13 protein-coding genes are annotated in these 23433 nt (G+C 34.3%); 9 read left to right on the top strand and 4 right to left on the bottom strand.

Going from position 1 to position 23433, the window contains the following annotated elements; all coding sequences use genetic code 11:
- Positions 1–32 precede the first annotated feature (32 nt).
- The 3 genes from SJY34_RS06395 to SJY34_RS06385 all read right to left on the bottom strand — a co-directional run bounded on the left by SJY34_RS06395 (position 33) and on the right by SJY34_RS06385 (position 6192).
- Positions 33–3326, bottom strand: a complete 3294-nt coding sequence (locus tag SJY34_RS06395; protein WP_400080214.1) for a PDZ domain-containing protein — start codon at positions 3324–3326, stop codon at positions 33–35.
- Between the two features lie 527 nt (positions 3327–3853).
- A complete protein-coding gene (gene ggt / locus SJY34_RS06390; protein WP_400080211.1) occupies positions 3854–5593 on the bottom strand; it encodes a gamma-glutamyltransferase in 1740 nt (579 codons plus the stop codon).
- Positions 5590–6192: an ACP phosphodiesterase gene (locus SJY34_RS06385; RefSeq protein WP_400080208.1), complete on the bottom strand. Its 603-nt coding sequence runs from the start codon at positions 6190–6192 to the stop codon at positions 5590–5592. Before SJY34_RS06385 ends, ggt begins: the two co-directional genes overlap by 4 nt.
- Positions 6193–6261: 69 nt before the next feature.
- On the opposite strand from SJY34_RS06385, the gene glmM reads away from it, so the two are divergent.
- Both glmM and SJY34_RS06375 read left to right on the top strand, forming a co-directional pair.
- Positions 6262–7650 carry a phosphoglucosamine mutase gene (gene glmM, locus SJY34_RS06380; RefSeq protein ID WP_400080205.1) on the top strand — a complete coding sequence of 463 codons (1389 nt, stop codon included), beginning with the start codon at positions 6262–6264 and terminating at the stop codon, positions 7648–7650.
- A gap of 137 nt (positions 7651–7787) precedes the next feature.
- Positions 7788–9293, top strand: a complete 1506-nt coding sequence (locus SJY34_RS06375) for an aminotransferase class V-fold PLP-dependent enzyme (RefSeq protein WP_400080203.1) — start codon at positions 7788–7790, stop codon at positions 9291–9293.
- A 6-nt stretch (positions 9294–9299) separates the two neighbouring features.
- Here the strand turns inward: SJY34_RS06375 and SJY34_RS06370 are convergent, their stop codons facing one another.
- Positions 9300–10190, bottom strand: a complete 891-nt coding sequence (locus SJY34_RS06370) for a lysophospholipid acyltransferase family protein (RefSeq protein WP_400080200.1) — start codon at positions 10188–10190, stop codon at positions 9300–9302.
- A 57-nt stretch (positions 10191–10247) separates the two neighbouring features.
- Here SJY34_RS06370 and SJY34_RS06365 point away from each other — a divergent pair, with 57 nt between their 5' ends.
- The 7 genes from SJY34_RS06365 to SJY34_RS06335 all read left to right on the top strand — a co-directional run bounded on the left by SJY34_RS06365 (position 10248) and on the right by SJY34_RS06335 (position 23407).
- Positions 10248–10898, top strand: a complete 651-nt coding sequence (locus tag SJY34_RS06365) for a rhomboid family intramembrane serine protease (RefSeq protein ID WP_400080197.1) — start codon at positions 10248–10250, stop codon at positions 10896–10898.
- Between the two features lie 148 nt (positions 10899–11046).
- The gene (gene mnmE, locus SJY34_RS06360; RefSeq protein ID WP_400080195.1) at positions 11047–12432 is read left to right on the top strand and encodes a tRNA uridine-5-carboxymethylaminomethyl(34) synthesis GTPase MnmE; all 1386 of its coding nucleotides are present in this window, start codon (positions 11047–11049) and stop codon (positions 12430–12432) included.
- A gap of 323 nt (positions 12433–12755) precedes the next feature.
- Complete coding sequence (locus SJY34_RS06355) at positions 12756–13550, top strand: hypothetical protein (RefSeq protein ID WP_400080192.1); 795 nt, start codon at positions 12756–12758, stop codon at positions 13548–13550.
- A 99-nt stretch (positions 13551–13649) separates the two neighbouring features.
- A complete protein-coding gene (locus SJY34_RS06350; protein WP_400080189.1) occupies positions 13650–14504 on the top strand; it encodes a class I SAM-dependent methyltransferase in 855 nt (284 codons plus the stop codon).
- Positions 14505–14933: 429 nt separating this feature from the next.
- Positions 14934–15377 (top strand): GNAT family N-acetyltransferase, encoded by a 444-nt coding sequence (locus SJY34_RS06345; protein WP_400080188.1) that lies wholly within the window; start codon positions 14934–14936, stop codon positions 15375–15377.
- Between the two features lie 84 nt (positions 15378–15461).
- On the top strand, positions 15462–16526 hold the full coding sequence (locus SJY34_RS06340; RefSeq protein ID WP_400080186.1) for an alanine racemase: 1065 nt from the start codon (positions 15462–15464) through the stop codon (positions 16524–16526).
- A 212-nt stretch (positions 16527–16738) separates the two neighbouring features.
- On the top strand, positions 16739–23407 hold the full coding sequence (locus SJY34_RS06335) for an amino acid adenylation domain-containing protein (protein ID WP_400080183.1): 6669 nt from the start codon (positions 16739–16741) through the stop codon (positions 23405–23407).
- Positions 23408–23433 lie beyond the last annotated feature (26 nt).

The following is a 23433-nucleotide window of genomic DNA, read 5'->3' as shown; positions in this document are numbered from 1 at the left end:
AAAACATCGGGACACTCGAACTGACGTCATAATTAATTATCAGATTTGTAACCAGCAGGTCGTTTCCAACGCACAGGTGCTGCTGGTTCTGGTTTCATTTTAAATTCATTACCCTTCAATAGTTTTAAAGCTTCTTGTACACCACGTTCTAATTGAGGATCGTTTCCTTTTGAAGTTAATTTAGGGTCTTGTATCACTTCAATGTCTGGTGCAACTCCTTCGCCTTCAACAGCCCATTCTCCATTGGCATCATAAAAACCTCCACGAGGCGCAACCATACGTCCACCATCAATAAAGCTTGGAGTATCCCAAGTACCGACTAAGCCTCCCCAAGTTTTGGTGCCGATTAAAGGCCCTATGTTTTTCATCTTAAACATGTAAGGCAGCAGATCACCACCTGAACCTGCGCGCTCGTTAATGAGCATTACTTTTGGTCCCCAAATTCCTGCAATTGGAGTGGTCCATGGTCTATTATCACCAGCTTTACTATTAAAATAGCCGAATAATTCTCGCGACATAATATCAATCATATAATCTGCAGCAGAGCCACCACCATTATTACGTTCGTCGATCACAACTCCTTTTTTGTCTTGTTGCGAAAAGTAGTAACGGTTAAAGGATGTAAATCCGCCACCACCTGTGTTTGGCACATAGACATAGGCGAGTTTGCCATTAGATAATTCATCTACCTTTCTGCGATTGCTTTCAACCCAATCGATAGTTCTTAATCCACGTTCGCTGCTTACAGGTTTTACCAAAATGGTTCTAGCATCTGTCATGGTTGGTTTTGAGTTCACCGTAATATTTATTTCGCGTCCTGCAGTTTGCTCTAATAAACTGTATGGATTACTATCTGAGGACAGTCTTTTCCCATTAATAGCCAAGATATAATCACCTTCACTAACATCTATTCCCGGTTGTGCTAAAGGAGCTTTTAGATTCGGATTCCAACGTTCACCACTAAAGATTTTAGAAATTCTGAAGTTCCCTTTATCCTTTTCTATATCGCATCCTAATAGACCTACAGGCACACGATCTACATCTGGGAAATCACCACCAGACACATAAGAATGACCTACAGCAACTTCTCCACTCATAATATCTACGACATAGTTTAAGTCTGTTCTGTGGCGTACATGGTCTATCCATGGTGAGTACCATTTATAAACATCATCCCAAGGAGCTCCATGCACATTGTCTACATACAAGAAGTCTCTCATATATCTCCAGCCTTCTTTAAAAATTTGATGGGCTTCTGCCTTAGGATCGAGCTTTATTTTAAGATTCGTTTTTAAATTATCTTTTCCAGGTTTTGGTGGTGCAGCAGCACTAGTTAAAACCCAATTTCTATTCTGAAACAGTAAGACTGAATTTCGATCTTCTGAAGCTACCATTTGGTTAACACCATCCGCAAAATCTGTTGCTTTTTCTTTTTCAATATCATAAGAATGCACTTTTAATCCCCTTTCATTTGGAATCGCTTCCGCAATAAAGACTTTATTCTTAGGTCCTTTTAGCAAGGCAATATAATTACGAGCAGTTAACTTTAAAGCCACTGCGCGATCGAAAATACCGTTTTCATCTATCGTAACTACGACATCTTTACCATTTTCTTTGTCTTCTTTCTTATCCTTTTTCTTGCCATCAGATTTTTTATCTTGGTTGCTGAGCGCAGTCGAAGTATCTTTTTTATTAATCTCTTCCATATCATTCTTTGGAAGATTTGGAGCTTCATCCTTCGAATTTAAAACCACCGCATATAAGCTGCGCGTTAAATTCGCTGCAGGATCATAATTACTCATGTCTAACCAACCCGATTGTAAACCATAATTAGTACTTGCTAAGGTATATAGATACTTTCCTGAAGCATCCCAAACAGGCGTAATCGCATCAGCTATTGGGTCCGTAAGTTGAATTGTTTTCTTTGAATCGACGTTATACGCAAAGATGGCTTTAAAATGGCTGTCTTGTTGTTTCGGAAATGCAATCCATTTACTGTCTGGTGACCACACCGGATTCATAGTACGATTTGGATGTGCGTAACGGTCAGTGGCAACTTTTGTTGTTTTTTTAGTGTCTAAATTAAGAATCCAGACATTATAATGTGTGTCTGAGTAGGCGATGTATTTACCATCTGGTGACCAATCTGGCTCAAAGTAGAAGGTTGGATTTGGTAATTTTATAGCTTCTGCGTTTTGACCATCTTGATCTGCAAGCATTAACTGATATTCACCTCCTTTATCAGAAAACCATGCAATTTTATCCCCCTTTGGAGACCAAATAGGAGTGCGGTCTGCCACATCTGGTGAATTGGTAATATTCTTCCAAGTTCCGTTTTCTTTAGGTACTGTGAAGATTTCTCCGCGATGTTCAAAAATGGCACGCTTTCCTTTTGGTGAAACATTCGGGTTTGAAAGCTGAAATCCTGAAACATCATCCCATTTTGTACGGTAAAAATTTAAATCGGCTTTAACGTCTATATTTAATTGGTTAGTACTTCCTGAGTTTGGATCTAACACATGAAGATAACCTCCTTGTTCGTACACAATTTTGTCTTTACTGGCATCTAAGCTTTTAACATCAAACTTTTTATGAAAGGTGATTTGTTTTTCTTCTTTAGTCGCAGGGTTGAATGACCAGATATTCATGGTATAGTCACGTTCAGACATAAAGTAAACCGTTCCATTTAACCATACAGGATCTAAATGACGCTCACCTGTTGGTTGTGATGTTCTTACCAAATCCTTTGTTTTCATATCCACAACCCAAATTGGCATTGCTTGTCCACCTCTGTAATTTCTCCATTCGGCGTCCCAACCCGTAATTGGAGTATAGGCGATATGCTTTCCATCTGAAGATAGTTCACCATAAGCTGCTCTTGGAATATCTAAGGCCTCAGGTAAACCTCCTTTAGTAGATACTGTAAAAAACTTGTTGGTCATGGTTGGTTGTGATTCCCTACCAGATCTAAATAAAACCTTGCCATCTGGTGTCCAACCTTGCACAAAATCTCCTGAAGGATGAAATGTAAGACGTTTAGGTTCTCCACCTTCGGAAGGCATAACAAAGACATCGACATTGCCATCGTACTGTGCAGTAAATGCAATGTGTTTGCCATCATTAGAATAATGTGGACTCGATTCGTAACCATCGTCGCTGGTAAGTCTAATGGCAGTACCTCCGTTAACAGAAGCTTTCCATAGATCATTAGCGTATACGAAAACGACGTCGTCTCCGTGTAATGTTGGTTGTCTTAATAGTTGTGTGCCTTGAGAAAAGGTGAATAGTGAATAGCAGAATGCTAGTGCAACAATAAATTGTTTCATTTTAGTTGGTTTTATAAAGTAAGTTAGCTATCAGATTTGATGAGTATAAATATACAATTTAGTGATGGTGTATATTTTAAAATGATGTTAAAAACATTATATATCTTCATTTTGTCTTGACACAAAACGAATCAAAAAGTCAAAACGATTTGTTAGGAAATCGCTAAAGCGCCATTCGCTAAGACATGATAATTTTAGGACTAAATTAAAGATTTAATTTTCAATCCTTGCTTGAGGCTTTTATCAATCTTTCCTGCTCATTATTTCTGAAAATCGTTGCTTCCGACTTTGTCGGAATTTCAAGTGCGATTGTGGTTTGGGTTATGTTATGATGCTTTTTGGTGTGACTAAAATAAGAATGAATTGTCATTGCGAGCATAGCGTGGCAATCTGTTTAATGGTTGTGATTTCATTTCAAGAGATTATTCATTTTTTTTATTGTTTTTTATATGGTTTTCATGAATGCTACGCATTTGCCACACTCGTTCCTCGTTCGCAATGACGGTGTGTTTGGCAATGACAGATGGTTAAAATCCAACGGCAGTATCATCACCTCGATAATCAGCTCCTCCTTCTAAAGTACCATTATCTAAAACGAGAATGGCTTCAACTCTTGCGGTGATTGGTGCAGCTTCTTCATTAATAAAATAGCCTTTGTTTGTGAGCTTTTGTTTTAAGTCTTCAGAAAATAAATCGACTTCCATACGGATTTGATCTGGTAGCCACTGATGGTGCAGACGCGCTGCATCTACAGCGTCTTGCATGGTCATTTCAAATTCGTGAACATTTAAAATGGTTTGTAAAACTGACGTAATAATGGTGGAACCTCCTGGTGTTCCTAAGACCATAAATAACTTTCCGTCTTTTTCAACAATTGTAGGTGTCATGGCACTTAACATTCTTTTTTGCGGTGCAATACTGTTGGCTTCACCACCAATAAGACCATATACATTTGGAACGCCTGGTTTACTGCTAAAATCGTCCATTTCATTATTTAAGAAAAATCCGAGCTCATCTACAAATAGTTTCGATCCATAACCGCTATTTAAGGTTGTTGTTACGGAGACTGCATTTCCAAAGGAATCGACAATAGAGTAGTGCGTGGTTTCTTCGGGTTCCTGATATTGAGCATATTCGGAAACTTCCATGGTGTAATTAGAAAGTATACCATAGGATATAGAATCGGAAGGTGTTATGTTTTCAAATGAAAAGTTTTCCATTCGGGTATTCAAATACGTAGAATCTAATAAATCGTTAATTGGAATATTTACAAAATCCGGATCACCTAAATAATAACTGCGATCTGCATAAGCTCGTTTTTCGGCTTCTACCATCACTTGAATTGCTTCTGGAGAATTATGTTCGTATTGTCCAATATCATACGGTTCTATCATTTTCATTATTTGTGCCAAACACAAGCCACCACTAGACGGAGGTCCCATTGAAATGATGTTGAGATCATCGTAGCTAAATTGTACAGGTGTTCTCCAAACAGCTTCATAGAATTCCAAATCCTCTAGCGTCATAATACTGCCTTTAGATTGTAGATAATTCACCAGTTTTTTTCCGGTTTCTCCTTTATAGAATTCGTCTCGCCCGTTTTTAGAAATGCGTTGTAAAGTTTCTGCTAAAGCTTCATTTTTTAATCGGTATTTTGCAGCTACAGATTTATTAATAAGCGTTTGTTTGCCATTAACGGCCGTGATAATACTGTCATAATGAACAAATTTATCGTACTGTTTTTGAGTCACAATAAAGCCTTCTTGCGCTAAGGCAATCACAGGTTTTAATAATTCATCTATCGGTAGGCTACCGAATTTTTTGTGCGCTGCAAAGATTCCAGCGATAGTTCCAGGTACTCCTACAGCATGAGCTCCGATAGTACTTTTGTCTTTTATGACATTACCAAGTTCATCAAGATACATGTCTTTGTGAGCAGCAAGTGGAGCTTTTTCCCGATAGTCTAATGATCCGACTTCACCAGTATTGAGGCGATAGACTAGAAATCCGCCGCCACCAAGATTGCCAGCATAAGGATAAACTACGGCAAGTGCCATTTCTGTAGCAAACATAGCATCAAAAGCATTACCACCTTGTTTTAAAATATCATTACCAATCTTTGATGCTTCTGCACGCGCACTTACGACCATTGCGTTTTTGGCAATGAGCCCTTTGTTATTTGTTTTAGAATTAGATTGTGATCTATCCGTTTTGCAACTTGTTAAACTTAGTAATACTGCAATTAAAAAGACAAGGACACGATTCATATGTTAAATTGTTTTTCTATTTCTAAACGTTTTTCTGTACTAAATGCAATAAGATCTTTAAAGAATTCGGTAAAATCTTGTTCAAAAGCTTCATAATTTTCTCGTAGTTCTTTAGTCGCTTTATTCATCTTTGAGCGTCCTTTTGTTCTTCTGTTCATTCCATTTAAAACGAGCTGAATACCATCAATAGTAGCATAGCTTAACAGCCAATTACCTTCAATCATGATTGGGGTCATTTTTTTAAAACGTTCAGGTAAATGGTCATGGTGTCTTACTAGACTTTCATAGAAGTTATCAATGTAGTCAGAAAACTGTATTTCTGAATATACTTTCCAATTTTTAGCCAAAAAGTGATCATAAAAAATATCCACAATCACTCCACTGTAATGTCCGTAATTTTTATGTAAACGTTTGGTACTTTGTCTTACAACTGGATGCGCATCAGTGAAAGTGTCAATTTCGCGATGTAGCTGAATACCTGCTTGCATTGCCACAGGAAAACGTGTGTAATCTTTACCTCTTACACCATCACCCGAAAAGTTACCTATGGTTAATAGTTCATTGTCACTAGACAGATAAATGTGTGCTAAGAAATTCATTTGTCGAATTTACAAATTCGAATTCATAATATTCGATTAAGATATTATATTTGCTGAAAATTAAAGGATATGACATTAATAAAATCTATTTCAGGAATTCGTGGCACCATTGGTGGACCAGTTGATGAGAATTTAACTCCGATCGATGCGGTTAAATTTGCAGCAGCATATGGCACATGGTTAAAGCAACAACGTGATAAAGAAAACTATCGTGTAGTCGTTGGAAGAGATGCTAGGATTTCTGGTGAAATGATTCAGAATTTAGTCATGAATACCTTGGTAGGTCTAGGCATTCATGTTATTGATTTAGGTTTGTCAACGACTCCTACAGTAGAAATTGCTGTGCCAATGGAACATGCTGATGGAGGAATTATTTTAACTGCAAGTCATAATCCAAAGCAATGGAACGCCTTAAAACTTTTGAATGCCAAAGGTGAATTTTTGAATGGAGAAGAGGGTCAGAAAATTTTAGAGATTGCTGAGTCTAACACTATGAATTTTGCTAAAGTTGATGATTTGGGTAAGATTACTAAGAATGAAGCTTACATCGATTTGCATATCGATGAAGTTTTAGAACTACCATTGGTTAATAAAAAAGCAATTGAAGATGCTAATTTTAAAGTTGTTGTTGATGGTGTGAATTCTACAGGAGGTATTGCTATTCCTTTATTATTGGAGCGCTTAGGTGTACATCCTGTGAAATTATACTGTGATCCAACAGGTCATTTTCCTCATAATCCAGAACCTTTAAAAGAACACTTAGGTGATTTAGCAAAAGCGGTTGTAAAAGAGCGTGCTGATTTTGGTATTGTTGTAGATCCTGATGTAGATCGTTTAGCATTTATGGATGAGACAGGTGAAATGTTTGGTGAAGAATATACATTGGTAGCTTGTGCTGATTATGTATTGAGTAAGAATCCAGGGAATACTGTAAGTAACATGAGTTCTACAAGAGCTTTAAGAGATGTTACTGAAAAGCATGGTGGTATGTATGAGGCTAGTGCAGTAGGAGAAGTTAATGTTGTGACTCTAATGAAGAAGAACAATGTAGTTATTGGAGGTGAAGGTAATGGCGGTATCATTTACCCAGATTCTCATTATGGTCGTGATGCTTTAGTTGGAGTGGCCTTATTTCTGAGTTTATTGGCTGAAAAGAAAATGAAAGTTAGTGAGCTTAGAGCGACGTATCCTAATTATTACATGAGCAAAAAGAAAATACAACTAACGCCAGGATTGGATGTTGATGGTATTTTAAGTACTATGGAATCTAATTATAGTCATGAAAAATTAACCACTATTGATGGTGTAAAAATTGACTTTGCTGATAGTTGGGTGCATTTACGAAAGAGTAATACAGAGCCCATTATTAGAATTTATACTGAAGCGCCATCTCAAGATGCTGCTGATACTTTAGCAGATCGTTTTATTGCCGAAATTAAGGCTGTAGCTAATATTTAGTATCTTTGAATGAAATTAAATTTGAAGACTATTTCTCTGTCATTTCGAGCGTAGTCGAGAAACTTAAGGGTTCTGAACTTCAATCCATTTCGACTGCGCTCAATGTGACAGTTTGATATAATTTAAGAATATTAACTATGATTTCTGAAACTCATACTATAGAAATTACTGATTTAGAAGCTTACTTCAATCAGTTTAGAAATCATATCATAGGTCAGAATCAAACATTTCTTTCACCTTATGGAGAACAGAAAATTATCTATACAGATTGGACCGCTTCTGGGCGTTTATATAGACCAATAGAAGAAAAGCTTTGTAACGAATTTGGACCTTTTGTTGCTAATACACATACTGAAACCACAGTCTCTGGTACGGCAATGACTAAAGCTTATCATAAAGCCAAACAGATTATTAAAGACCATGTGAATTGTAATGATGATGATGTCTTGATTGTGTCTGGTAATGGTATGACTGGTGTAGTCAATAAATTCCAACGTATTCTTGGTTTAAAAGTCCCTGAGAATTTAAAGGATTATACAAAGATTCCTGATGAGATGCGACCAGTGGTGTTCGTATCACATATGGAACACCACTCTAATCAGACCTCATGGTTAGAAACTATGGCTAAGGTTGAAGTTGTTCCACCAAATGAAAATGGTTTATTTAGTCTAAAAAACTTAGAAAAGTTACTCATCCAATACAAAGACTGTACAATTAAGATTGCTTCTATCATTGGTGGCTCTAATGTTACGGGCATACAGAATCCACATCATAAAATTGCGAAATTAATGCACAAGCATGGTGGAGTTTGTTTTGTTGATTTTGCGTGTTCTGCACCTTATGTTGCCATTGATATGCATCCTGAAGATGAAGAAGCACAGTTAGATGCTATATTCTTTTCACCTCACAAATTTTTAGGTGGCCCAGGAACTTCAGGTGTTTTGGTATTCAACAAGAAGTTATATAAAAACATGATTCCCGATTGTCCAGGAGGTGGTACTGTAAGCTGGACAAATCCTTGGGGAGAACATAAATACATAGATAATATAGAGGATAGAGAAGATGGTGGTACACCAGGTTTTCTTCAAACTATAAAGACAGCACTTTCCATTAAATTAAAAGAACAGATGGGAGTGACTAATATGCTTAAACGTGAGCATGAATTGGTTGGTACCGTATTTAAAAAGTTAAATGGCGTTGAGAATATTAATATACTTGCTGGTCAGCATCAAGAGCGTTTAGGTGTTATTTCATTTTATATTGATGATTTGCACTATAATCTTGGAGTAAAGCTATTGAATGATAGATTTGGAATTCAGACTAGAGGAGGCTGTAGTTGCGCAGGTACTTATGGTCATTTTTTACTACATGTGGATCAGAAAATGTCTCACGAGTTAACAAATGAAATATCAATAGGAGACTTAGTGCGCAAGCCAGGTTGGATTCGAATGTCTATTCATCCAACGACTACTAACGCCGAAATAAATTATGTTTGTGATAGTATTATTGATTTAGCTAAAAATCATGAAGCTTGGGCTAAGGAATATGAGTACTCAAAATGTAATAATGAGTTTGTTCATAAATCACTTTTAGATAAACCCTGTTCTGCTACTAATGTTGATGTTTGGTTTGATTTGGATTAGATTGTACTATTGAAATTCTGGCGGAATATCATCTCTATGTTTCCAGCGTTTATGCGTCCACAAGTAATACTCGGGCTTTTCATAAATTTGCTTTTCGATGTAGTCTATAAATCTATCTGTAAGTTCATTCTCGGCTAATTCTTTAGGATTCATAATGACTTCTTCAATAGTGGCTTCATAATAACCACGTTTTACTTTATCAATTCTAAAGAACATTACTGGCACATCCAAACGCTTAGCTATCATTTCTGGTCCTGTAATTACAGGCGCCTTTATTCCCATAAATTCTCTCCAATAATGCGCTTTGTTTTTTTTAGGTGATTGATCAGCCGCGAAACCAGCGACAAATAAATCACCATTAGATTTTAGTTCGGTTAAGGTGGAAATAGTCTCTTTTGTAGTAATTAAATATGCATTATATCTTGCACGCATACGCCTTACGAGTTTATCAAAATATTTATTTCTTAGACGCTTATATATAGCGTACCCTTTATGTTTAATATGACATTGTATAACCACAGACCATTCCCAATTTGCATAGTGAGAGCACATGAGTAAAACACTTCTGTTTTGAGATTCTAACGCCTTAATTTTCTCAATATTGGTATATACAAAGCGTTTTTGCATTTCATCTTTAGAGATAGATAACGATTTAATAGCTTCTAAAATCAAATCACATAGATGGTGATAAAATTTACTTGTTAAAATAGAAATTTCTTTATCAGATTTTTCTGGAAAGACTAAACGCAGATTCTCTTTTACTGTAGATTTTCTATAACCAAATACACGATATAAAAAAAAGCAAAGTATATCCGATAGTCCATAGAGCAATCTAAACGGTAGATTGGAAATTAACCAAAGGATAGGATAAACTAAAATATAGGCAATAAGTTGCATAGAAGCATGTTCTTTCTAAAGCGCAAATATATTATATTTGAATCAATAGACAGTTTTATGAACTTAGATCCAGTTACAATTGCAATAATTGCAGCAAACGTTATCATGTCTTTTAAAGGATTTGATGATCGTTTGTTTTTTGAAAAGTATAAATTTAATATAGGTAGTATAAGAAGAGGCGAGCAAATACGTATGTTTAGTTCAGGTTTTTTGCATGCTGATACTACACATTTATTCTTTAATATGTTTACGCTTTATTTCTTTGCGGATGCGGTAATATTTGAACTTGGTCAATTAAATTTTATAATCATTTATGTTGCAAGCTTAATATTTGGAAATTTACTATCCTTATATTTTCACAAGGAAGAATATTGGTATAGTGCAGTAGGAGCAAGTGGAGCAGTAACTGGTGTTTTATATGCTGCTATATTGTTACAACCAGAAATGAGTTTGTATATGTTCTTTGTACCTATACCAATTCCAGGTTATGTGTTTGGTATCGGCTATCTATTATACTCAATTTATGGTATGAAAAAAAGAATAGGAAACATTGGACACGATGCTCATTTTGGTGGTGCAGTAGGAGGATATGTAGTCACACTAATACTGTTACCTAGTTTATTTAAAACTGATTTAGGTCATATAGGTTTGTTGGCGGTACCTATTATTATATTATTTGTACTGTATAAAACAGGAAAACTCAATTAACTGTCTTAATAATTTTTGATGAGGATTACTATTTAAATTAAGTCGAAAAATTGACACATACTGAGCACATAAAATCTTAAAATTGACCATAGCCATTTTATAAAAATCATAATATTTTACAATACTTTTGTAGTAAAGCAGATTAACTATGCATAATGATACTATTGTAGCTTTAGCAACTCCTTCTGGTAGCGGAGCCATTGCTGTAATACGTCTATCTGGTAATGATGCCATTGGTATGGCTTCGCAAAATTTTAAATCAGTTTCTAATAAGGTTTTAAATCAGCAAAGCACACATACCATTCATTTAGGGCATATTGTTGATGGTGAACGCACAATAGATGAGGTTTTGGTATCTATTTTTAAAAATCCGAATTCTTACACAGGTGAAGATGTTATAGAAATATCTTGTCATGGTTCATCTTACATTCAGCAAGAAATCATTCAGTTGTTTTTAAGACAAGGTTGTAGAATGGCAACAGCTGGTGAATTTACGCTACGTGCTTTTTTAAATGGGAAACTAGATTTGAGTCAGGCAGAAGCTGTTGCAGATTTAATATCTAGTGATAATGAAGCGTCTCATCAGATTGCTATGCAGCAGATGCGTGGAGGTTTTTCTTCTGAAATTGCAAAGCTTCGTGAGGAGCTATTAAATTTTGCGTCTTTAATTGAATTAGAACTCGATTTTGCAGAAGAAGATGTAGAATTTGCAGATAGAACTCAGTTTAAGGAGCTTATAGAACGAATCACTTTTGTATTGAAGCGTCTCGTAGATTCCTTCGCTGTTGGTAATGTCATAAAGAACGGCATTCCTGTTGCCATTGTTGGAGAGCCTAACGTTGGTAAGTCGACTTTGCTAAACGCATTGTTAAACGAAGATAGAGCTATAGTTTCTGAAATAGCAGGAACGACTCGAGATACCATCGAAGATGAAATTTCTATAGGAGGCATTGGTTTTCGATTTATTGATACTGCAGGAATTCGAGAAACCAAAGATATTGTTGAATCTATCGGAATTAAAAAGACATTCGAAAAAATTGAGCAGTCTCAAGTGACTATTTATTTGTTTGATGCTAAGAATAGTATTAAAGATCTCGAATCCGTGCGAATAGAGATTGAAAAAATACGAAACAAACATCCACAAAAACCTTTGTTAGTCATAGCAAATAAAATAGATGCTCTTGATGATATTCAATTAGCAAAAATTAATGCAACAATTCCAGATGTCTTATTATTATCTGCTAAAACTGGTTTTGGTGTTGAGCAATTAACCAATTCACTTCTCAACTTAATAAATACAGGTGCACTTAGAAATAACGAAACTATTGTCACCAATTCTCGACATTATGATGCGCTCTTAAAGGCTTTTGAAGAAATCCAGAAAGTACAACATGGTTTAGAAACTGGTTTATCAGGGGATTTATTGGCTATAGATATTCGCCAAGCCTTATATCACTTTGGTGAGATTACAGGCGAAATTACTAATGATGACTTATTGGGTAATATTTTTGCTAATTTTTGTATCGGGAAATGACATTAGTATTAGGGAAAAGTAATGGCTAGCTAAAACTTACATTATTATAGAATTTTTACAATTTTTGCCTTCAACCACTAAACTTAGATTTTTACTTTTTATAGAATAAAAGATGCTGCTATATTTATTTTTAATAAAATTGCATTGGTCTTTTGTAATTTGAATATAAGTTTGATTTTCAAACACTTAATTGTTTCTGATTTTGTTTATAGCACGATAATTTTTCATTGTTATTGTTTTAGCACAAATTAGAGAATCTCACTTTATTCTAGGAAAAATAATAATAGTACACTGTCATAAGACATATTTTAATTTAAAAAGCTATGGGTAATTTTATAAAAAAATATGAAGTTTGGATCTTTTTAGTGCTTTGCCCTTTGGTAAATATACCTTTTGTTCAGTCAAGAATTGAAGGTCTTATATCTGAATCTACTTATAATACTGGCCGTTTTATTATTCTGTTATTTATTTTAATCTGTTTGTTACTATACACTAGAGGGATTAAAGGGGTCTTAAATTTGTTTAAGCCTATGCTAATTTGGAAGGTTCACCCTAAGTGGTATCTTTTAGCATTAATTTTTCCGGCAACAATAGCTACTATAACCTTGCTATTAAAAGGTGTCTATTATGATGATTCGTTTTTTCATATGAAAACTCATCCTTTTAGATCCTACGTTGCTTATTTTGTATGGGCTTTTCTTGGAGAAGTTGTGTGGGTTAGTTATTGTATTCGTGAATTATCTAAAATTATAAAACCCTTCTATGCAGGTCAAGTTGTTGCCGTTTTCTGGGCTTTGTGGTTCGTTCCTGTAATTCTTTTAGGTGAGGGTATATTACCTGAAATTCCAATAGTATCTGCATTTATTTTTATGTTTGGTGTTGCTGGTATGTGTGCTTTTATCTACAGTAATACTAAAAGTGGTATTTGTGTACTTATATTACAGTCTATGGTTAATTTGACCTTGGTATCATTCCCAATTGCACCTACAAATGGAGGTGCTCCAACATACACAGCCTTTGGTATCATTTATTTTTTAAGCATGTTAGGCTTATGGGGTTTGGATTATCTCATAAAAAAGAAAAAAAATGATATACAATCTAGAGCAGTTAATGCTTAAAAAAATAGTAAACTTTACTAATTTAAATCATTAATAAAATAATGCTTAACATAAAACATTGTAAATGATAAACATAATTTTAAGTTTTTTGGTGTTATTATGAAAAGAAAAATCAGATCTGCTCTTGTAGATATACTTACAAATACAGTAGGTAGAACACTTGTTTTATTACGACCAAAAAAAGTAGATGAACTCTCTAAAAAGGGTATGACTCTAGTATGGGAAGATAATTTAACTTCAACCGAACGTTTAATGCGGAGGTTTATTCTAAGGAAGATGGAGAAGAACCAAGATTATGATGCTTTAGCAAAATTACATCAAACATATTGGGCAGAGCAAGGCGATGATTTTGTAAATAGAACAGAAAATAATTTAGAGAATACACATCTCCCAGGTTATAAGTCTATACTTAATACACTTGAAAATCAGATCGCAAAAGAAGCGTTGAAATTTAATAAATTAGTTGAAATTGGAACTGGCAACGGCAGTGTTTTAGATTATTTATCTCATAGATTACCAGAGGTAGACCATATGATTGGAATTGATCTAAGTAAAGGTCAAACAGACGTTAACACGTCTAATTATGGAACCAATTCTAAACTAGAGTTTCTTGCCGCAGATGTATTGGAATGGATAGAAGAACAAGATCAAGAAAATGTTGTCTTTTTGACCTTTAGAGGAGTGTTAGAATATTTCACGCAGCAACAATTAGTTCAATTTTTTAGAAAACTTAATAGCATGGGCAATGTAATGTTCTTTGCTATAGAGCCGAACGGTCATGATCATAATTGGGAGATGAATCCAAATTCTCAAATTTATGGAGTTGAATCTTCCTTTTCTCATAATTATATAAAGCTTTTTAAGGATGCAGGATTTAAGATTTGGCATCATGAGCAAAAAAAGGAATCAGGTCAGCTAAACCATATGACTGTTGTAGGAGCAAAGAATTTTTAGAGACTAAAAAAAGCTGTAATTATTAGAATATCAATTAATAATTAAGTTGTGATTTTTTATAACGTAATTATCTTATAGTCTTCAAGTTACCGATTTTTTAGGGTTTATAAAGAAATAAATTAGATAATAAATTTCACTTCCGTTATATTTACTTAGAATCAAGCTATTAATATCAATAAATGAAAAAAGTGCCTCAAAAAATCTTAATTGACAATTACAGTATCATTTCCGATACAAATATTCTACATCATAAACATTCCATTGTGAATGTAAACGAATATTACAGACTTTACAGGTGTAAATAATAGTATTTGCTACAGACTTGACAGAATAAAAAAAAGTATTCCTAGTATTTATAACAAAATGCTCTATAAATTGTTGCGATACCTCAGGTAAGGTAGACCGAAATTATATATAAATAATTAGAAAATGAAGATAACCACATATGACGATTTTAATAAAATAGATGCTTCAGAAAAGGATAGGGTCGCGAACTTTATATTTACACATTTGGAGAAATATGGGGATCCTTTAAGTGCTGTAAAAAAAGCTATAGACTATGCTGCAAAAGATCGCCCTAGTTTAGGTGGTTATGTGTTTCTAATGAAAGAAGATAATAAAATTGTTAGTGCAATTGTTATGAATAAAACTGGAATGGATGAATACATTCCAGAAAATATTTTAGTTTATATAGCGACCCATAAAGACTACAGAGGAAATGGAATAGGACAAAAACTATTACAATATGCTATAGATAATAGTGAGGGCGATATAGCATTACATTGCGATTTTGATAACCCAGCAAAGTTTCTATATCAAAAGTTAGGATTTACGAACCCATATTTAGAAATGCGACTAAAAAAACAGAAATAAGTAAATACTAAGTTGTTAAGTAAAACTTATTAATAGAAAAATCTTTAAATAAATTTTTACAATTTTGTGTAAGAGGAAAATGCAATGGCAGAGCTAATAATACATACAGAGAAGATAAAGCAAAATATTAAGTATCTCAGTAGTTATTTTGATAGGCATAACAAAGAATGGTGTTTAATTACCAAATTATTTTCTGGAGATAAAACTTTTTTTGAAACGATTCTGACTCAGGATGTAATTGAAAGTATAGACTCGATTGGAGACTCAAGATTAACCAGTCTACGTGACTTGAGAGCATCATTTCCTCATCTTAAAACATTTTATATTAAACCACCTGAAGGCATATATGCTGATGATGTTGTAGATTATGCAGACATTTCTTTAAACACATCATTTTCCACTATTGAAGCGTTAAATGTATCTGCAAAAAAGAAAAACGTGATTCACAAAATCATTATTATGGTTGAGTTAGGTGATTTAAGAGAGGGAGTAAATAGTGATGATGTAATTGAGTTTTATAAAAGTGTTTATGACCTATCTAATATCGAAGTCATTGGTATTGGTACCAATTTGGGATGCATGCATACTGCAGAGCCCACTTATGATATTTTAAATGAATTATCGCTAAAAAAAGAACTAATATCAGATAAGTTCAATAAAAACCTAGAACTTTTATCAGGTGGTACATCGGTTACACTTCCATTATTAGAAAATGCTGTGTTACCCGAAGACATCAATCATTTTAGAATAGGGGAGGCTGCTTTTCTAGGCATTATTCCTTTAAAAAATAAAAAATTTAAAGATCTACATACAGATATATTTGAGTTTTATGCAAATATTATAGAGCTTGAAGAAAAAAAAGTAGCTAGCGCTACCAGCACTCACAAAGACGATAATACTGCGATTGCATCTTTCAGAGCAATTTTAGATTTCGGATTATTAGATGTAGATAAAAAAGACATAGAAACTGAAGATAGTATGTCTTACATAGGTGCTACCTCAGATATGTTTGTTATTGATTTAGGAGATAACAAAACAAAATCGGGTATGACAAAATACAAAGTTGGTGACAGAATAAAATTTAAACCAAACTACATGGCTATTAGTAGGTTACTAAACTCTAAGTTCATACAGAAGAGATATATCTAAGTATAATTATACTAATACGTATATTCTAATCTTATATTAAAACTAGTTGTTATTAAACTAAGAAAATTGCGATATAACTAAAAGTTTTTACCTAAGTAAAAATTAGCGTTAGATTTACTTAACCCTAATAAATCCCTCTCTATTTTAATATTAATTGACATTTAAAGATTATACTAATTGTTTAATTCTTTAAAAAGTTATAACGTTATATTATGGATTCAACCAGAAAAGAAATCATTGAATCGATTGAAAAATTTAACAACACGAGGTCTGATTTTCCTAGTGACAAAACAATTGTTGATCTATTTTTAGAGCAGGTTAAAAGTACTCCTAACAATATAGCAGTCGTATATGATAATAGAGAAATTGATTTTAAAGGATTAGATTCTATCTCTAATGATTTCGCAAGTTACTTAATTACCAATCACAATATAAAACCAAATGACTTTGTTGGTCTAATGATTGAGCGAAGCGAATGGATAGTCATAAGTATTTTAGGTATCCTAAAAGCAGGTGCAACATATGTGCCTATAGATGTTGATTCTCCAAGTTTAAGAAAAGAATTTATTAAAACGGATAGCAATTGTAAATTTACTATTGATGATTCTATTGTTAAAAAATTCAGCACTTCAAAAGAGCAATATGATACTAAGCTTTTAAATATAGATACAAATCCTAGCGATCTTGCATACATCATGTATACTTCTGGTACTACAGGTAATCCAAAAGGTGTAATGATTAAGAATAATTCTGTGGTTAATCTTATCGTTGGTGAGACTCAAAACTATGGTCTAGATAGCACAGAAAGGATATTACAGTTTTCTAACTACTTTTTTGACGCTTCCATAGAACAAATATTTTTAGCTCTTTTTAATGGTGCTGCAACAGTAATTGTCGATAAACAAACATTAAAAAATCATACACTTCTTGATTTTATTAAAAAAAACTCAATTACACATTTAAATTGTACACCAAGTTACCTTGAAACTATTGAAGGCTTATCGCAAATAAAGACACTTAAAAGGATTGTTGCAGGTGGAGAGACGTGTTCTTTAAAATTAGCACAAAAATTAAGTAAAATATGTGATTTTTATAATGCTTATGGTCTTACTGAAACTACAGTTACGTCCATGTTGTATAAATATTCTCCAGAAGATAATCATGGTAATTTACTAACAATAGGTAAGCCTATACAAAACACAAAAGTTCATATTTTATCTGAAGATTTAGAAATATTACCTGTAGGAACTGCGGGTAATTTATATCTATCAGGTATTGCTTTAGCTAAAGGATATTTAAACTTACCTGAACTTTCAGTGAAAAGTTTTGTCGAAAATCCATTTGAGCAAGATGGTTTGATGTATAAAACAGGTGATTTAGCAAAATGGCTTCCAGATGGTAATATAGAATTTATAGGACGACAAGATGAACAGGTTAAAATTGGTGGTTATCGTTTAGAATTAGGAGAAATAGAAGCAGCTATTAATATACTTCCAAATATTAAACGTGCTAGTGTTATTTCTAGTAGTCATTTTGGTGAGGCAAAATTAGTAGCTTATATAGAATCTGAAAATGAAATTAAAGATTCTAATAATGTAAAAAATCAGCTGTCTGAAGTGCTTCCGGAATATATGGTACCTTCATTAATAATGTGGGTAGATGATTTTCCGGTAACAACAAATGGCAAAATTGATAAAAAGAATTTACCTGTTCCAGAATTTCAACGTTCTGTTGATGCTCCTCCATTACGAAAAGCTAAGACAGCAACAGAAAAAGAAATAGCAAAAATTTGGAGTAATGCCTTAGGCATACCACAGATTGGTATTGATGATAACTTTTTTGAAATGGGTGGAAACTCACTTTTAACAAAAAAAGTAGCTGTTGAAATTGCTAAACAACTAAAATCAGAGTTACCAGTAACAAAGATTTACCAGCATCCTACGATTTCTGGACTTGCTAAATTTTTAGAGCCCGACAAAGATAAATCAACTTTAACATCATCGAAAAGAAAGAATAAGAGACAAACAAATAGCGATATTGCTATTATTGGAATGGCAGGACGTTTTCCTGGAGCAAACTCAATTAAAGAGTTATGGGAAGTCTTAAGAGATGGTAAAGAAACCATTTCGTTTTTTACACCAGAAGAATTAGATAAAAGTTTGCCAGAAGCGTTGCGTAATAATCCACTTTATGTTGGTGCAAGAGGTATTATACCTTCTGCTAAAACTTTTGATGCTAAATTTTTTGGGCTCAACCCAAAACTCGCATCAGCGATGGATCCACAACAGCGCTTATTTTTAGAAATATCTTGGGAGGCTTTAGAGCAGTCGGGATATCTACCAAAACATTATGATGGAAAGATTGGTGTGTATGCAGGTGTTTATTACAATACCTACTATCTTAATAATGTATTTCCGAATAAGGAACTAATGAGTCAAATCGGCCCTGTACAAGCCAATACAATTAATGATAAAGACTATATTGCTACACGTACAGCATACCATTTAAATTTAAAAGGTCCGGCTGTAAGTGTACATTCTGCCTGTTCAACATCTTTACTAGCAATTGCGCAAGCAGTTGAGTCTATACGTAATGGACATTGTGATGTTGCATTAGCTGGAGGTTCTAGTGTAACTTCTCCAATGTATAGTGGTCATTTATACCAAGAAGGGTCGATGTTAAGTGCTAATGGACAATGTCGAACTTTTGATGCCAATGCTACCGGAACCATGTTTTGCGATGGAGCAGGAGTAGTGCTTCTTAAAAGTTTAGAAGATGCTAAACGCGATGGCGATATTATCCATGGTGTTATAAAAGGAATAGGTCTTAATAACGATGGTGGCGAAAAAGGTAGTTTTACGTCTCCAAGCATAGAAGGGCAAGCTGGTGCCATAAGTAGCGCATTATTAGATGCTGATGTTAAGCCTTCTGATATAAGTTATATAGAAGCACACGGAACCGCAACACCTTTGGGTGATCCAATTGAAATTGAAGGTCTTCGATTAGCTTTTGGTGAACAAGATTCTAACCAATATTGTGCTATAGGTTCTATTAAAAGTAATATAGGACACCTTACAGCAGCTGCTGGTGTGGCAGGTTTAATCAAAACGACTTTAGCTTTAAAACATAGACAAATTCCTGCGTCTTTAGGCTTTGAGAAGCCAAATCCGGCAATTGATTTTGAAAATAGCCCGTTTTTTGTCAACAATAAATTGAGTAAATGGGAATCTGATACTCCTAGACGTGCTGGTGTCAGCTCTTTTGGAGTTGGTGGTACAAATGTGCATATCGTTCTAGAAGAGTATGAAGCTGAAAAGAAAGTACAGAAGGATTTAAGTAGACCTTTACAACTTGTTACTTGGTCAGCTAAATCAGAAAACAGCCAAAATGGTTATAAAAATGCATTAAGTGATTATTTAAAGACGAATCAAGAAATACCTCTTGCAGACATCTCATATTCTTTAACCGCAACTCGAGATGCATTTAAACATCGAAGTTTTGCCATAGCAAGTAATAATGATGAAGCTCATGGCTTATTAAGTTCTGAAGATTCTAAAGCTATAAAAACAAATACAATAAAAGTGATTCCTAGTGAATTAGCATTTTTATTCCCAGGACAAGGTTCTCAATACCTACAAATGGGTAAGGCACTTTATGATTGTGAAACTGTTTTTAGAGATGCGGTAGATCATTGTGCAGAACTATTGAAAGCCGATTTAAAGTTAGATATAAGACATATAATTTATCCTGAAACTAATTCACCAGAAGCTGAAGAAAAGTTGAAAGACACGCAGTACACACAACCTGCTTTATTTGTTGTAGAGTATGCACTATCACAACTTTGGATCAGTTGGGGAATTAAACCAACACTACTTTGCGGACATAGTATTGGTGAATTTGTTGCGGCACATTTAGCTGGAATCTTCTCTTTAGAAGACGCTTTACACTTAATAACTGTTCGTGGAAAATTAGTAAGTGAGCTTCCTGGTGGAAGTATGTTATCGGTTAGAGCAAATTTAGATAGTGTTAAAGAATTACTTCCAGAGACACTTTCTATGGCTGCCATTAATTCGGATCGCTTATGTGTTGTATCTGGTCCTGATAATGCTATTGAAGATTTTGCTAAAGTATTAACTGCTGAAGGTATTGCGAATATGCTTTTATTAACAAGTCATGCCTTTCACTCTACTATGATGGATCCTGTGCTGGAGGCTTTTGAAGATGAAGTTAAAAAAGTGACTTTAAATGTACCTCGTTTGCCTATTGTTTCTACAGTAACAGGAGAATGGCTTACGGATTCTGAAGCGATAAGTTCTAAATATTGGACAAATCATTTACGAGAAGCTGTGAATTTCTCTGGTGCAATGGATACTGTCTTGAGATTAGAAGATCCAGTACTCTTAGAGATAGGTCCTGGCCGTGCGTTAACAACTTTATCACAGCAAAAGAAAGGTTTAAAATCTTTAGCTTCTATTTCTAGTTTAACAAGTCCTAAGGAAGGTGAAGATTCGAATTATACAGTTTTGACTGCTCTTGGTGATCTTTGGATGCATGGAGTAGAACCTAACTGGAACGCATATTATGACAAACAAACAAGACAGAAAGTTTGGTTGCCTGCCTATGTTTTTGATCGTAAACCTTGTTGGTTAGATCCAATTGCTGTTGAGCAGACAACTAAATCTGTAGCACCAAAAATTGAAATTGTAGAAAATATAATTTTAGACCCCAAACCAAATACCAATATTGAGATTATGAGAAAGCCCTTAATTCTTAAAAAAATAGCCAATATTATTGAAGATAATTCAGGTATAGAAATTGAGACTAATGATGCCGAACTAAGCTTTTTAGAACTAGGTCTCGATTCACTTGTCTTAACGCAAATGGCTATTACTTGTAAAAATGAGTTCAATGTACCTATTACGTTTAGACAGCTTAATGATGAATTTGGAACACCAGATTTATTAGCTGAACATTTAGATAAGGTATTGCCAGCAGATCGTTTTGCTCCCGCAGTGGAAGCCAATTCTGTTCAACCTTCGTCTGTACAACAACCAACTGCAATAGTTAATAATGCATTTCAAAGTGTTAATGTTGTAACACAAAATGGTCAAAACCCTGCGTTGAATCTCATAGCACAGCAGTTACAACTACTAGGTCAGCAACTCGAATTGCTTCAAGGAAATGCTCCTGGCACTATACCAAGTGCACCAGCTGCTTCAAATATGGCGACTACACCAAGTGTTAAAACACAAAAAACTGCAAGCACTTTGTCTCCACTTTTAGAGAAAAACGACAGTCGTACAGAAGAAGAGAAGAAAGAGCATCAAAAACCATTTGGAGCTTCACCAAAGATTGAGAAAAAATCTACGGATATGAGTTCTGATCAGAGTACGTTCTTAAGTAATTTGATTAAGAGTTATAACAAAAAGACAGCAGGTAGTAAAGCATATGCGCAAAAGCATCGAAGTCATATGTCAGATCCTAGAGTAGTTTCTGGTTTTAAACCTCAAACGAAAGAACTAGTCTACCCTATTGTAGTAGAGAAATCTTCTGGTAATCGTCTTTGGGATATTGATGGTAATGAATATATAGATGTTTTAAATGGTTTTGGTGCATGTTTGTTTGGGCATCAACCAGATTTTATAAAAGATGTACTACATAAACAAATAGATCTTGGTTTCGAAGTTGGTCCTCAACACCCTTTAGCAGGTGAAGTCACGGAGCTTATTTGTGAAATAACAGGTAATGATCGTGCTGCATTATGTAATACTGGTTCTGAAGCTGTTTTAGGTGCTATGCGTATTGCAAGAACGGTAACTGGTCGTTCTCTAATAGTAGCATTTTCAAAATCTTATCATGGTATTAATGATGAGGTTATTGTAAGAGGTTCTAAAAAGCTTAGAACATTTCCAGCAGCATCTGGTATTATGCCAGAAGCCGTGCAGAACATGTTAATACTAGATTACGGAACTGATGAAAGTTTAGCTATAATTAAAGAACGTGCAAATGAAATAGCTGCAGTTCTTGTAGAGCCAGTGCAGAGTCGTAGACCAGAACTTATACCAATAGATTTCTTAAAAGAAGTTAGAGAGGTTACTAAAGCATCTGAGACGTTATTGATTTTTGATGAAATCATAACAGGATTTAGAATGCATTTAGGAGGTGCTCAAGAATTATTTGGGATTAAAGCAGATTTGGCAACTTACGGTAAAGTTATTGGTGGTGGAATTTCTATTGGAGCTATTGCTGGGAGTAAAAAATGTATGGATGCGCTCGATGGAGGTTTCTGGCAATTTGGAGATGATTCCTTTCCAGAGGTTGGTGTAACTTATTTTGCAGGTACTTTTGTTCGTCATCCGCTTGCATTAGCTTCAACTAAGGCGTCTCTTTTACACATGAAAGAGCAAGGTAATGCTCTTCAAGATGAATTAGCCAGAAAAACTGAGCGTTTAGCTACAGAATTAATTTTATTTTTCAAGTCTAAAGGCCTTCCTTTAGATATCGCATACTATCGTTCATTATGGAGATTGAAACTATTAGAGGATGTGCCATATGCAGAGTTATTCTTTGTTTTAATGAGAGAGAAAGGCTTCCATATTTGGGATGGTTTCCCTTGTTATATGACAACAGCTTTTACAGATGAAGATCTTACATATTTAATTAATACCTTTAAGGAGTGTATTGAAGAATTAATCAGTGCAGGAATTTTTAAGGGAGAAGATAGTTCAAATTCACAGATTAGTCGTAAAATAGTTTTTACAGATGAATTAAATAGACCACCTTTACCTGGAGCAAAATTAGGCTTTGACGACAAAGGAAACCCTGCCTGGTTTGTTGAAGATAAAGAGAAGAAGAATGGATATATTCAAATTGATTTATAGCAATAATCGAAGTATAATTTGAAAAT

The sequence above is a fragment of the Winogradskyella sp. R77965 genome, assembly GCF_044594915.1.
In the GTDB taxonomy this organism is placed as follows: domain Bacteria; phylum Bacteroidota; class Bacteroidia; order Flavobacteriales; family Flavobacteriaceae; genus Winogradskyella.
This window is presented reverse-complemented; position numbering and strand designations above follow the sequence as displayed.